The organism is Croceicoccus sp., assembly GCF_983967925.1.
The window spans coordinates 1-13,285 of the sequence record NZ_CFETID010000045.1 but is presented as its reverse complement, the minus strand read 5'-3'; the positions used below and the strand labels follow the sequence as shown (position 1 = coordinate 13,285).

At 58.8% G+C, this 13,285-nt stretch carries 12 protein-coding genes and 1 pseudogene; 10 read left to right on the top strand and 3 right to left on the bottom strand.

Features of this window, described 5'->3' with window-relative positions; genetic code table 11:
- From AC4FIJ_RS15730 to AC4FIJ_RS15710, 5 genes are all read left to right on the top strand, one after another.
- The coding region (locus tag AC4FIJ_RS15730; protein WP_490337590.1) for an endonuclease/exonuclease/phosphatase family protein at positions 1 to 853 on the top strand (853 nt) is incomplete at its 5' end.
- 69 nt (positions 854 to 922) lie between these two features.
- Positions 923 to 2,074: a glycosyltransferase gene (locus AC4FIJ_RS15725; protein WP_490337589.1), complete on the top strand. Its 1,152-nt coding sequence runs from the start codon at positions 923 to 925 to the stop codon at positions 2,072 to 2,074.
- Positions 2,071 to 3,165: a glycosyltransferase family 4 protein gene (locus AC4FIJ_RS15720; RefSeq protein ID WP_490337588.1), complete on the top strand. Its 1,095-nt coding sequence runs from the start codon at positions 2,071 to 2,073 to the stop codon at positions 3,163 to 3,165. The genes AC4FIJ_RS15725 and AC4FIJ_RS15720 overlap by 4 nt, the downstream gene beginning before the upstream one ends.
- Positions 3,166 to 3,206: 41 nt before the next feature.
- Positions 3,207 to 4,613 carry an O-antigen ligase family protein gene (locus AC4FIJ_RS15715; protein WP_490337587.1) on the top strand — a complete coding sequence of 469 codons (1,407 nt, stop codon included), beginning with the start codon at positions 3,207 to 3,209 and terminating at the stop codon, positions 4,611 to 4,613.
- A gap of 38 nt (positions 4,614 to 4,651) precedes the next feature.
- Positions 4,652 to 5,323 (top strand): serine O-acetyltransferase, encoded by a 672-nt coding sequence (locus AC4FIJ_RS15710; RefSeq protein ID WP_490337586.1) that lies wholly within the window; start codon positions 4,652 to 4,654, stop codon positions 5,321 to 5,323.
- On the opposite strand, the gene AC4FIJ_RS15705 is transcribed toward AC4FIJ_RS15710, so the two are convergent.
- Genes AC4FIJ_RS15705 through AC4FIJ_RS15695 form a run of 3 tightly spaced genes read right to left on the bottom strand, consistent with a single transcriptional unit; the run spans position 5,258 to position 8,690 of the window.
- Positions 5,258 to 6,181: a glycosyltransferase family 2 protein gene (locus tag AC4FIJ_RS15705; RefSeq protein WP_490337585.1), complete on the bottom strand. Its 924-nt coding sequence runs from the start codon at positions 6,179 to 6,181 to the stop codon at positions 5,258 to 5,260. The two genes, AC4FIJ_RS15710 and AC4FIJ_RS15705, sit on opposite strands and share 66 nt — an antisense overlap.
- 1 nt (position 6,182) lies before the next feature.
- Positions 6,183 to 7,190 carry a glycosyltransferase family 2 protein gene (locus tag AC4FIJ_RS15700; RefSeq protein WP_490337584.1) on the bottom strand — a complete coding sequence of 336 codons (1,008 nt, stop codon included), beginning with the start codon at positions 7,188 to 7,190 and terminating at the stop codon, positions 6,183 to 6,185.
- Between the two features lie 33 nt (positions 7,191 to 7,223).
- Complete coding sequence (locus tag AC4FIJ_RS15695) at positions 7,224 to 8,690, bottom strand: lipopolysaccharide biosynthesis protein (RefSeq protein ID WP_490337583.1); 1,467 nt, start codon at positions 8,688 to 8,690, stop codon at positions 7,224 to 7,226.
- A 146-nt stretch (positions 8,691 to 8,836) separates the two neighbouring features.
- Here AC4FIJ_RS15695 and AC4FIJ_RS15690 point away from each other — a divergent pair, with 146 nt between their 5' ends.
- From AC4FIJ_RS15690 to AC4FIJ_RS15670, 5 genes and pseudogenes are all read left to right on the top strand, one after another.
- Entirely contained in the window at positions 8,837 to 9,883 is a 1,047-nt protein-coding gene (locus AC4FIJ_RS15690; RefSeq protein WP_490337582.1) for a phosphoribosyltransferase, read from the top strand.
- Positions 9,883 to 11,337 (top strand): GMC oxidoreductase, encoded by a 1,455-nt coding sequence (locus AC4FIJ_RS15685; protein WP_490337581.1) that lies wholly within the window; start codon positions 9,883 to 9,885, stop codon positions 11,335 to 11,337. Before AC4FIJ_RS15690 ends, AC4FIJ_RS15685 begins: the two co-directional genes overlap by 1 nt.
- 48 nt (positions 11,338 to 11,385) lie before the next feature.
- On the top strand, positions 11,386 to 11,817 hold the full coding sequence (locus tag AC4FIJ_RS15680; protein ID WP_490337580.1) for a hypothetical protein: 432 nt from the start codon (positions 11,386 to 11,388) through the stop codon (positions 11,815 to 11,817).
- Between the two features lie 270 nt (positions 11,818 to 12,087).
- Positions 12,088 to 12,930 (top strand): hypothetical protein, encoded by an 843-nt coding sequence (locus AC4FIJ_RS15675; RefSeq protein ID WP_490337579.1) that lies wholly within the window; start codon positions 12,088 to 12,090, stop codon positions 12,928 to 12,930.
- Positions 12,931 to 13,109: 179 nt separating this feature from the next.
- Positions 13,110 to 13,285 (top strand): annotated as a pseudogene (locus AC4FIJ_RS15670) (transposase); the annotation flags it as partial.

The window sequence follows — 13,285 nt, the reverse complement described above, 5'->3', positions numbered from 1 at the left end:
CCCACTGATCATTGCAGCGGCCGTTATCCTGTGCATCTTTTCGATTCGCTATGATCGGTTGGTATTAGCGATGGCCGGGCTCGCGGCACTTTGCAGTGTTGAAAGAGTGGCGCCGGTATTTTTGAGTGCCATGCAGGCGCCAATTCCCGACAGTCCCGGCATCGTCGTGCTCTCCCTCAACGCATGGAGGCATCAGGACCATCCCAAGCAAACAGCCCGTGCGATTGCAGCCAGCGGCGCAGATATCGTTCTATTACAGGAAGCTGGGCCATTGTTAAGCCAGGCGGACACTATACTGAAACGCGCCTATCCCTTCCGCTCTAACTGTCCGACAGGCTGCGACCTTGCTATCCTCTCACGCCTGCCCGTTCGGGAATTCCGCTATCGCATCCGCGACAGTCGCGGCATGTTAGCCGGCCCTCGGATCGTGTTTGGAGAAATTGTGGGCGCTTCCGACTTGGGTCCGATAACGGTGGCATCGATTCACGTCGATCGCGGCGACAGTCCAATTGGCAACCGACAGCAGATCGTCAAAAGTCTTGATGAACTTTTCGCCCTGCTCGGTAAGGAAGACCTGATTATCGGCGGCGATTTCAACATGACACCGTACAGCTTCGCCTTCGCTAAAATGGATCAAGCTATGTTTCCGATCCGGAGGGTCAGCTTCGGTGATCACAGCTATCCATCACAGATCGCGGGCCTGCCGACGATTCCCCTCTTTGCAATCGATCATATCTATGCATCTCCACGATGGCATGCCGCTAGAGTATCTGTGGGTCACGGCTTTCATTCCGATCACCGCCCGGTTGCCGTCCGCTTACTCGAAAATCGCCCGGATCAGTCCCATGAATAGTCCGACCCGCCCGCGTTTCTCCTACACATTGCTTTCGCCTGAAAAGCGCAAAAGAACGGAACCGTACCATTGACACTTGAACGACCAACATGCCTTTTGGTCATCAACTCGCTCGCTGGCGGGGGAGCAGAGCGAGTTTTTACGACTCTTATCACCAATCTTACCCGCTTTCACGACCAATGCGATTTTGCAGTTGCGCTGCTCGATAACGAGCAATTCGAGGCCTATGTCCTGCCCGACTGGATCAAGGTCTATCGCATAGATAGCAAAGCTAATCTCATTGCCGGGGTGAAGGGGCTTTGCGCGCTATTCAGAGAACTGCGACCAGCTGTCTGCATTTCCTTCCTCACCCGGGCCAATTTTGCAGCGATTGTCGCAGGTCGGCTGTATGGATGCAGGACGATTGTCAGTGAGCGAGTCAACACCACCGCTCATCTTGCCGGCGGCGGGAAAAATGCTGTCAGCCGCTTCCTGGTACGCATGCTCTATCCACGCGCAGATGGCGTCATTGCAGTTTCGCAGGGGGTAAAAGACACGCTGGTCAAGGATTTCGCCGTATCGCCTGATCGAGTGACGGTGATACCCAATCCGTTCGACATCGATAATATAGCAAACTTGGCGATTCAGCCCGCCCCGTTCGAGATCGCGCCGGGTGACTGGGCCACCATGGGACGGTTAGTACCGACGAAAAATGCAAAATTAGCGATTCGCGCCTTTGTCGCAACCTCATCGCGAGGCAAGCTTTTCGTCTTGGGCGATGGTCCGCTGCGGAGCGAGCTTGAAGCCCTGGTCCACGAACTCGACGCGGTCGATCGCGTACGGATTTGCGGCTACCTTGAAAATCCTTATGCGGTAGTCGGCCGCTGCGATGCATACATTCTTCCATCGGACGCAGAGGGATTTCCGAACGCCATGGTCGAAGCGATGTCATTGGGAAAACCCGTCGTTGCAACCGATTGCCCGTCGGGCCCTTCCGAAATACTCGAAACCGTGGCTGTTTCGGGCGAACCATCGCGTGGCAGAGGCGGCATGCTAGTCGAATGCGGAGCGGTCGACATGATGGCGCGCGCCATTACCGCGTTGCACGATAGCGACCTACGCAACAATCTTGGTAAGCTCGCCCGTGAGCGCGCGATGGAATTCTCGGTCGAAAGAAGCACCCTCGGTTTTTGGCAGGTTATAACTTCGAACCTCGCCGCCAATGGAGGCCGGGTTCAGTGAGGGTTTCGGTCGTCGGCCTGCGTGGAATACCCAACGTTCTGGGCGGAGTGGAAACGCATTGCGAGGAACTTATGCCGCGCATCGTAGTCAACAATCCCGATATCGCGATACAGGTCATCGGCCGGCGACCCTTTATCTCGGGTGACTTCGACTATCACGGCGTAAACGTGACGTCCGTTTATGCGCCGGCCGGCAAGCATTCAGAGGCGATTGTCGCCACTTTCTTTTCGGTCTTGAAGGCACGCCGCAACGGAGCGGATACACTGCATATTCACGCAATAGGTCCCGCAATTCTTACCCCGTTGGCCCGCCTTATGGGTATGCGAGTCCTAGTTACCCATCACGGCGAGGATTTTCAGCGCGCAAAGTGGAACATTTTCGCCAAGGCGGCGCTCCGCCTTGGCGAAACGCTGGGCGTGCGATTCGCGAATAAAGTCGTCGCCGTATCGCCTTCGCTGCAGCGCAAGCTTCAGATGCGATACCCGGAAGCTGCCAGCAAGATTGCCTATATTCCGAATGGCGTGTCACAACTTGCAGGAAAAAATCAGGACGATCAGGCAGTCCTCCAAAGTCTCGGGCTGACTAAGAAGGACTTTTTCCTGGTTGCCGCGCGGCTGGTGCCGGAAAAGGGGATTGACTATCTCATCGATGCGCACCGCCTGAGCGGTAGCGACAAAACTCTCGTCATTGCGGGCGCATCGATGCATGGCTCGGATTATTCGGAAAAGCTGAGGAGGGCAGCCGGACCCGGCGTCCTCTTCACGGGCCAGGTCCCCCGCGAGAAATTGGCTAGCCTGTATCGCAACGCCGCGCTGTTCATCCTGCCGTCTTATCACGAAGGGCTGCCCATTTCGGCGCTGGAGGCATTGTCGTTCGGCGCGTCGATGCTTCTCAGCGACATCGATGCTAACATCGATCTCGGCCTGCCTGACCGTCATTACTTTCCGGTGGGCGATACGAAGGCGCTTGCCGGCAAGCTGAACCCGTCCGACTTTTCCGATCTCGACACATCGAACTGGGACGGGGCCAGTACGTTTGACTGGGATGCCATCGCCGACGCCACGGCCCGTTGCTACAGGGAGCTTTGCTGACTTGCCAAAAGCTTGCGACAGGATCTGACAGGAGTGGCGGCATGAATTCCGGTGGCACATCCCCCAGTCTGCCCGGCTATGCGCTGGGCCCTAGCCTTTTTGTTTATGCCGTGCTGGCGATCTTCCTAGCGCTACGCTGCAGATCGGCGCCCGGCGCCTTCGTGCTGATTGCGGTAGCGATCCGGCTCGGCATGTCGGCAGCGCCGTTCATCTCCTTCTCGCCATCAGGCGTCGGACTTAGCTGGAATGCATTGATGTCTTGTCTCGTCATAGGAACAGGCAGCTTCATCGTGCGGCGCAGCAAGATGCTGTCCTATGCATTGCCGCCGGTACTGGCGCTGGTTTGCGTGATTGCGATCAGCGGGTTGGTGAATGACCGAATTCCCGAAAGCGTAGAGACCATACTGAAATACGGCTATTTCGCCATTCTTGCCCTGACTGTGCACGATGCCTGCAGATCCGAAGGGCCTGATCCGTTTCTGGGCAAGCTGCTATTGGTCCTGCTCTTGCCTGTCGTGCTACAGCTCGAAAGCCTTGGGCTTGGCGTGGTGAAGGCGAGCGAGGGAGACGGATCGGCGTCCTACATCGGGGGCTACAATCATGAAGCCAGCTTCTCTCTGCTCTTGATGGCCACTCTGCTCGCGGTCTCGATGAACCAGCGCATTTCGATCAAGCTGCAGTTCTTGGTCGCCGCGGTCTGCGCGCTTGGCGTGATCCTCGCCAACTACCGGACTGCCATGGGTGCGATGGTACCGATGATCATCGCGTTGCTGGTGGTGAACGGCATGCGCAAGGTGGTGAAGAACCAACAGATCTATGCGATCGGAGTCGTCAGCCTTGCCATCTTGTGCATCGTGCCGATCGTCCTGTCGCTGTTTGCCGAGCGGTTCGAAACGCTGACCATCCTCCTTCAGAATCCAGGTCTGCCTCTCAAGGATCCCGGCGCGTTTACCTATGAGGAGCGGCAGGTCATGTCTGGACGCGCTTTCATCTGGGCCGAGTATCTGAAAATTTGGGCCGAGGCGCCGACGCTCCAGAAATTCGTCGGCTTCGGAGCAGATGCGTGGGAGGATTATTTTAACCTCTACGCCCACAATACGCTGGTATCGACCGTGTTCGAATTTGGCATCGCGGGCGTGTCGCTGATGGTATTGCTGTGGGCGTGGATGATTACGATCGCATGGCGGTGTGGTCCACCGCTCAGCTGGATCTTCGTCGCCTCACATCTTGGTTTCACGCTGCTCAACATGGCGACCATGCCGTTCTGGATGATTGAAGGGCTGGTCTTCTATGCCCTGCTTTGCGGCGTCAGCCTGTTTGCCTTCGATTTAGCGCGGCGGGCAGAGGGGGGTGCCAGGGAGAACCTGCCCCCGCAGCCAAGTCCGCCTTCCGGCTGGAAACAATCGCCCTCGGACAAAGCAACGCCCGGCCCCGCCGTCGGAATCTGACCGCACGAAACGCGCTAAACCAACGCAGGAATAATGACATGCAAAGGCTCAACTTTTTTCGATTGAGGGCCTACCTAGCCGCAGACTTGTTTCGATACGAAGGTCGCGTTTCGGCCAAATCTTTCGTCAAGCATTTTTTTTTCACGCCGGGCTTCAACTACACCGTGTGGCTGCGCGCCTGCGTGTGGGCGCAATCGGGCGCAGCCGCGAAGATGCTGTATCCGCTGCTCAAATGGCGCCTTCTTCATTCCCGCTACAAATACGGTATTGCCATCGCCGAGCGGACCGTAGTCGGTCCGGGCCTGTTCATTAACCGCTTCGGCGGGATCTACGTGCATCACGATGTCGTGATCGGCTGCAACGTCAACATCACCCACGGGACAATGCTGGGATACATGAACCGGGGGCCACGCGAAGGTTCTCCGATCATTGGTGACGAAGTCTTCTTCGGTTCGGGCGCAAAAGTAATCGGCAAGGTTCATGTCGGCCGCGGCGCCGCCATTGGTGTGAATGCTGTCGTAACTAAGGATGTGCCTGACAATGGCGTTGCCGTCGGGCTTCCTGCTAAAGTGATCGGAACCGATGGATCGGACGGATACATCAACAAACTGGCTAGCTTGGCAATGATCGAGCGGACGGGCTGGTCAGCGTTTCGCGCAAAGATGGAACGGGAGGCTGGCGGCGACCATCGCGATATGGCGCCAGTCTGAAGGTGCACTCCACCGTAGCGAACGCAAGAAGCCCAGCGGAACCGGCTGCCGCTTGCCGAGGCTGTAGCGAATATAGAGACCGACTTCCTGGCTCTTGAGGCCGCGCAGAAGTTCGGGATCGAGACTGCCCAGCGCCACCAACCGGTCGATTGTTCCGGTGATCGCGGGCAGCCTTGTGTGCGCCGCCGAATTGGAGACGCGGTTTACCGTATCCTGATAAAAACACGCCGTAGGTCTTGGACCAAACCGGCTTTGGGTTGCCGCAACGATGCGCAGCCACATGTCCTTGTCGCCTCCGCGCGTAATACCCTTTTCCCGAAACGGGCCGACGCGCTCCAACACGTCGCGCCGCACGGCGACCGCGCCGGTCCACAAGGGACACCGGCGCGAGCCCAGCCATGCGGCGATGATGTCGTCAGCGCCTAGGTCGCGCCCGATCAACCTCGCTGTCTGCACGTTGGTGGGGAATTTCGTGCCGACAGGCTCGATCCGGTGCGCGGTGAAGACGCAGCCGATTTCCGGCCCTGCCAATCGCGCGATCTGCGCAAGATGATCGGCGTCCCACCTGTCATCTGCGTCGAGAAAGGCAATCCAATTACCCCTGGCCGCCGCAATGCCGGCGTTGCGGGCGGCATAACCGCCCGGCCCCGGCGTATCACGCGCGATCATGCGAATGCGCTCGTCCTTGATGGCGAGAACCTGATCGGGACCATCGTCGCTTGACACGTCGTCGATCACGACAATCTCGAACGCGGGATGGGTCTGCGCCAACACGCTGTCGACCGCGCGCCTGACATGCGGGCCCTTGTTGTGTAGCGGAATGACGACGGTGAAAAGAATGGAGTCTGGGCCGGGCATGTCAGTCATTCGCGGCAGTGGCCCGGTGCGCGGCCTCGCCCGCGGCATATTGCTGCCGCTTCAAGTCGCGGCGCTGCATGATCCTGCGGCGGAAATCCTGACTGAAGGGCATGGGAAGCCTCCGCATCGCCTGGACCCGCGCGTAATAGCCAAGGCCGCCGCCGATGGTCAGGCCGCGCACCATGTCGTCGTGGATCCTGTCCCCGTCCTTCCAAGCCTTGAGCACATATTGGTAGATCTCGCGATTGGCGATCTGCTGCAAGCGCTCCGCGATCTCGGGCGGTTCGGTCTTGAGCCTCTCGTCGATAGTGCTCATCAACCCCACACGGAAATCGAATTTCACCTGACGGGTGACCATGTTATCGCTGTCCTTGTGGTACACTGCGGTCGGCTTGCCGCTATAGGCGCTCGACCCGGCCAGCACTGTGCGCAGCCACAGGTCGCGGTCGCCGCCGCGCCGCACCCGACCCACCGGGAACATGCCGATATCCAGCAGCGTCTGCCGCCGGATCGCGACCGCACCGGTCCAGAACGGGCAACCGCCTGCCAGCCACTTGTTAAGCATGTCGAGCGTGTCGAAACAGCCCGCCGGATAGCCTGCGCGCGTGAACCAGTCCTTCAAGTTCAGCGTCTCGGTCAAAATTTCATAGCCGCTGAAGGCGCTGACCGCCTTGCCATCTGCGCGCCGGATAGCAGCGGCCAGGCCTTCCAGGTGATCGGGTGCCCAGCTGTCATCGGCATCTAGGAAAGCGATCCACTCGGACTTCGCACTCTCGATACCAAGGTTGCGGGCCGCATATCCGCCCGGTCCCGGCTCGTCGCGGCGTAATGTGACGATAAGTGCCCCAAGGTTGGCGATTTCAGCCATCGAGCCGTCGGTCGAGGCATCATCAATGGCGATGATCTCGTTCGCGGGATGGCTTTGCGAAATCGCCGAAAGCACCGACCGCACGACGTGTCGCTCCTTGTTGTGCACCGGTATTACGACAGAGAAGTCGACGTTAGTCACCTAGCCTCCTGGCTGATGCAATCCCATACTGGCTCACGCACGGTGTCGCGCGAACCTTTTGCGGAACTGTTGGACCACAAGTTCGATCCCTTCCCCTATAGTCGCACGGCCGGAAGCTGTCAGGGCGATAATGCACCAATACAAAGCGCATGCTGCACAGGCCATCGCCACAAGGATCACGATCACCGGCCAGCCGATTGCCAATAGCCCCATTCGAAGCAGAAGCAGACCGCCGAGCACAAGCAATGCCGTCATGCCGTAAACCAGACCTAGCTGGAAGAGATCGCGAGTGTCGACAGGCCCCTTGCGGCCCACATACCACCAGACCGCAGGCATCCTGACAACAAGGTCGGAAATCGCATAGGCGGCAGCCACGCCAACGACTCCCCACGGCAGCCCCGCCATGAAGGCCATCACGCACGTCACAGCATTCACTACGCCCCATTTAGCGAATTCGCCGGTGCGGTTCTGCGTGATAAACAGCCAGCCGATCGTTGCCGTCAACGGTTGATGGAGCGCGGCGATTGAAAGCCACACGAAGACATCGGACGCCGCCGTCCACTGTGGTCCCAGCAGGAACGGGATCAGCTCATAAGCGCTAGCGATGCAGAAGCAGACGATCGGCATAGTTACCAAGAGCAGGATACGCAGCGCCCGCAGATACGCGAAGCGATAGCGCCCCGGCTCGTTCATGAGCCGTGACATGATCGGGATCATCACCCGGCCCGCCGGCCCGTTAATCTGCTGCAGCGGCATCAGCATCAACTTGTAAGCCCGGTCGTAATAGCCCAGTGGGCCTGCTCCGATGAACTTGCCGATAATCACATTGTCGGCATTGCGTGCAAAGAAATTAGTGAGGTTAAACCCCGTCAGCCCTCCCCCGAACTTTAGCATCTCCAAAACGCGGGTGCGGTTGCCAGGCCGCCCAGGCATCCACCGCGTCATTGTCCATGACTGGACCAGCTGTACGAAGCCGGTGACGACATTGACCGTCGCAATCGCCAGCGCGCTGGGCGCGATCCACGCATGGGTAAGTCCTGCCAACACCCCCATCGCTGCCGACACGATCTCGATGCGGCCAAGCGTGCCATAACGCAGATCGCGCGTCAGGATGGCGCGATGCACTGAAGAGGTACCGTTCATCGCCACGCCCAGTGCGACAAACTGGACCACGGGGATGACCGCATCATTGTCATAGAATGTAGCGACCAGCGGCGCAGCAAGCGCAATCACCGCGGCGATCCCAACCGACAGAGCTAGGTTCACATAGAACATGGCGCTGAGCAACGGCTTGCTGATCGTGCTTGACGTCACAATCGCTTGGGTCAGGCCCAAGTCCTTAATTAGATTTATAATCGCGACAACCGGCGCGGTCATCGCATAGACACCGAAATCCTCGGGCGCAAGCAGACGCGCCAAGAGGATCGTCGATGCGATCTGGACCAAGAAGCGAGTGGCCTGGGTCGCGATCGTCACGATCGCGCCGCCGGCTGCCTTCAACTTCAGGCTTTGATTGGAAGCGGTAGCGTCTATCTCGAATTTTCCCTATGCGGCCACTTCCTGGTTAATCCCGATTTTAGACTTAACGGTATTGGCGGTATAGCACGATCTGCGGTAAGAATAGCACCTGATTTTGGGGGGATCTCATGCAATACCGCTCTATTGGAGATTTAAGTCTGTCAGTTGCGACCGGTGCCTGGAAGGTGCCCGCAGATGTCGACCTGATCGTGGGTATCCCGCGTAGCGGCCTGCTTGCCGGTTCCATGCTCGCGCTCCACCTCAACATCCCCATCGTCGAGCTTGACTGCTATCTGAACGGCGGGGCCGGGCGCATCGGGCGAACTTCCAAGCACACGGTAAGCGCTAAGAGCAATGACGTACGCAAGGTGCTGGTCGTCGACGATACTGTCGCCACCGGCAAGACCATGGCTCAAATCCGCCGCGAGATCAATGCAGTCGGCTTGGGCGACAAAGTGCTGGTCTGCGCAATCTATGGAACGCAAAAATCTCATCACGGGTTCGACCTCATCTTCGAGACAGTAAGCACACCGCGCATGTTCGAATGGAATATGATGCGGCACAAACGTATCGCCGATACCTGTTTCGACATCGACGGCGTGCTGTGCCACGATCCCGATCCTGCCGACAATGACGACGGCCTGCGCTACGAACGCTTCGTCTCGACCGCCCGTCCGCTCTATATCCCCAAGCTGAAGGTCGCCCATGTGGTAACCAGCCGCCTCGAACGCTATCGTCCCGAGACCGAGGCGTGGCTGAAGACGACGGGCATCGAATACGGGAAGCTCTGGATGATCGACCTTCCCAGCGCCGAGGAACGCCGCCGCCTAAAAGCCCACGCCCCTTTCAAAGCAAGAGTCTATCAGGAAAGCGGGACAAGCCTTTTCATCGAAAGCGAGGATAAACAGGCCGAGGATATCGCACGGCTGAGCGGCCGGCCCGTGTTGAGCATCGGTGGTCAGCGCATGGTATGGCCGGACGACCCCGCAGCCAATCGGCGTCATGTCCACCGTGCGGGTTGGAGCACGCCAAAGCGATCCACCAAGAGCCGGGTCAAGCGTGCGGCTCTCCAGCTTTGCCGCCATTTGCATTTGCCGATCGATGGCCTGGCTCATCCCGCCGCGCGCCCGACATCGACTCCAGCGGGTATCGGCGGCCAAAGCTTGAATAAGTGATGCAGTCGCTGCCGTCCGGGCGAATACCCGATGCCGCCGATATCGTACTAATAGGCACGGGTTTTGCGTCCACCTTCTTCCTGAGCGCGATCCTGCCACGCGCACGGCCGGGCCTGAAGATCGTGGTGCTGGAACGCGGCGGCAATGTCCCGCACGCTAAGCGGATCGAGCGCCGCAAGGACGCGGAATTCGATGCTGACGGCTATTATAGGACCATCGGCGATCCGAACAAGAAATGGCGCTTCTCGACGGGATTCGGCGGTTCGGCCAATTGCTGGACAGGAAACACGCCGCGAATGCTGCCTGCCGATTTCGAAATGCGAACCCGCTTTGGACAAGGCATGGACTGGCCGTTTAGCTATGATGCCCTAGAGCCTTATTACACCCGAGCCGAGGAAATGATGCAGATCTCGGGCGCTCGGAACCGCCTTGCACCAAGCACCTCGCCCTACCCCCTCCCGCCTCACCGGCCCAGCCTGCCCGAAGTGGCCCTGTCGAAAGCCTGGCCCGGCCTTATTGGGCCCATGCCTACAGCTCGCGCCAGCCGCGCCACACCGACACGGCCGCAATGTTGCGGCAATGGCGTCTGCAACTTGTGTCCGGTGCAGGCCAAGTTCACGATCATGGGCGATCTTTCCGCACCCTATGACGATCCTCGTGTCAGCTGCGTCTTTGATTGCGAAGCGATAGCGGTACTGACCGAGGGGGGTGCGGCCCGTGCCATTGCGTGGCGCGCGGCTGATGGCAACACTGGCGAGATTCGGGCAGATCAAATTGTGCTGGGCGCCAATGGATTTTTCAATGCGACCCTGATCAAGCAATCCGGAGATACCAGCCTCCTGAGCGGTCGCCGCCTCCACGAACAGCTCGGCATTGCGGGAATGGTTTATCTCGACGGGATGGATAGCTTCCAGGGCTCTAGCTACGTCACAGGCATCGCTTACCCGCTTTATGCCGACGAGGAGCGCCGACGCACCACCGCTGCTGCATTGATCGAAACCCGCAGCGTCGGACAGATGCGACTTGAAGCGGGAAGCTGGCGGCAAGTCCTGCCGTTCCGTCTGGTGATTGAGGATCTGCCGGATGAAGCCAATGCAGTGACGCCTGGCAGCGACGCCGATCCCCGTTCCGTTGTGCATTTCGGTGGCATCGGCGACTATGCGCGTAAGGCCATGGAGCGGGCAGATCAGGACCTCGCGCGGATTTTCGCCTCGCTTCCCGTTGATTGGATCGAGCTTGACGGCCCAGCCCCGACCGAAAGTCATATTCAGGGTACGACCGTGATCGGCCACGATCCGGCGCATAGCGTTACCGACCAAGACGGTCTGCATCATCGATGGCGCGACCTGCGGGTCTTGGGCAGTTCGCTGTTCCCGACAGGGGCACCGGCCAACCCGACACTAACTCTAAGCGCCCATGCATTGCGAGCAGGAGATAGGGCAGGAAGCTTGTGAAGCAAATGTGAACGAGGCAGCGCCATGACGATAAATCGAAGAACTTTCGTGGGCGGCGCTCTGGCCGGTGCAGGAACAGTCGCCGCATCCTCTGTCTATACCATGGGCATCAGCGCGAACGATGCGGTGGAAAGCCTGATCCGCTCCAGCTTCCCGAATGAATATTTCGACCCGAGGGAGTTGGCCGATTTCGCGAGTGCTGCCGTCCGGCGTCACGGGCCGTTTTCGCGCGGGCAGATTCTGGCGATGGAAAACCCGCTGGTCTTGCAGCTGACCGACAAACTAACCGAGCGCGACGTCACGTCCGAACCTGAGGCGATCGTGACAGATTTCATCCGGTCCAGCGATATACTCGATCCGGACAGAACCGGTCAGTCTTCTTATTTTACATTCGCCGATCCATACAAGGTGGGGTGCTCCAACCCCCTCCTCGGTTATTCCGATGCGGCGCTTGACTGGCCCGAGACCGTCTACAGCTGATGGGGGGGGGTAGCCAACCAAGGCCTTGCGGATAGAGGAAAGGCGCGGTTCATGCAATATGATTGTTGGGCTAAAAACGGGGACAGGTGCAGATAAAGACAGGAGATTTTTTTGATCATTAGGCGCCAATTTGGACGTGTCTGCGGAGTGGCAGGCGCTGTAGGTCTCACGTTTAGCGTTCCCGCTCTAGCCGCACCCTATGGCCGAATCCTCCCGCCCGAACCGCCACGCATTACCACACCGCGCAAGTCCGGTGAAGGAGCGCGCAAGATGTCGTCAGGCCAGTCGTTAACCGTGTCCGATGCCTGGTGGTCCGACAAGTGGATTGGCATCAAAGCCAATGGCACGAAGGACATGGGCGCGGTGCATTTCACCGACGTGAGGTTGGAACGCTATGGGCCGATGATCGTCATGCGCGGCGCGCCCGAAATCCTGCTCGATCGTATTGAAAGTTTGGAAGCCCGGTCTTCCAGCTATGGCATGGGCTTCCTGCGCGCAACTGACCGGATTGGTCGGCTGCGCGCCCACAATCTGAAGTTTGTTGGTGCGCGTGAGATCGACAATGCCAACGATGCCTTCGCCGCAATCTGCCTTTGGGGCAAGGGGGCGGAGGATGTCTGCCGCGACTGGGAAATTACTCGCTTTGACCTGCGCAACCTCGTTATGAAAAAGGGCAGACGCTATCGCAACGCGGACGGTATCTCGGTCGAACGCGGACACGATGACGGACTAATCGAGAATGGCGTGATACGGAATGTCTCGGACGCTGGGATAGACTGCAAGGGCGCCAATTGCAGGATCACCCAAGTTGATATCGCCGGAGCGCGCGAAAGCTTAAAACTGTGGGACAGCAGCACGCGTCATGGCCGAATCATCAGTCGTTCACCACGATTTGCGCACATCATCGTGGCGGGCAATAATGGTCAGGGGCCGATCGTGATCGACCAGTTGGAATGCCACGGCGATCCTACAAGGCCCGTCATCGCCTTTGAAGGCACATCGCGCGAAGTGGTGATTCGCACGCTGGTCGCTCCGAAGGGGCAGATCCTTTATACTGCCGATGAAAGGTCAATGTCGGCAAGCCTGCGGCTGAACGGCACAAAAGTGCTCTGACGGACACTTTTGGTGGTCAAAACAGGCTTAAGAATAGCCATTTGTTCGACCGATTGCCGCCAGTTCACCAATGATTGCCTAATCGCACCAGAAAATATGTGCTATAAAGCCCCCGGCAAAGCCGGGAATGCCAGCATAAAAGAGGGTGATGGGCAAAACGGCAATCGCGCGCAACCCATCTGTGTGCGCTGCGCCGAATCGGCCTCAGGTTCACCCAGTTCGCCCCTGCCACCTGTGGTACGATCCGCCTCAAGCTCCTCAAGATTGGCGCAGTCGTCACCACCAGTATCAGGCGAGTGAAGGTCGCGATGGCCTCGGCCTACCTAAGGCGCGATGAGTGGGAGCTCGCCCACGC

Coding starts and splice junctions, on each gene's coding strand:
- AC4FIJ_RS15715 (WP_490337587.1), top strand. CDS start 3,207: ATGAATTCCGGTGGCACATCCCCCAGTCTGCCCGGCTATGCGCTGGGC.
- AC4FIJ_RS15710 (WP_490337586.1), top strand. CDS start 4,652: ATGCAAAGGCTCAACTTTTTTCGATTGAGGGCCTACCTAGCCGCAGAC.
- AC4FIJ_RS15705 (WP_490337585.1), bottom strand. CDS start 6,181: ATGCCCGGCCCAGACTCCATTCTTTTCACCGTCGTCATTCCGCTACAC.
- AC4FIJ_RS15690 (WP_490337582.1), top strand. CDS start 8,837: ATGCAATACCGCTCTATTGGAGATTTAAGTCTGTCAGTTGCGACCGGT.
- AC4FIJ_RS15685 (WP_490337581.1), top strand. CDS start 9,883: ATGCAGTCGCTGCCGTCCGGGCGAATACCCGATGCCGCCGATATCGTA.
- AC4FIJ_RS15675 (WP_490337579.1), top strand. CDS start 12,088: ATGTCGTCAGGCCAGTCGTTAACCGTGTCCGATGCCTGGTGGTCCGAC.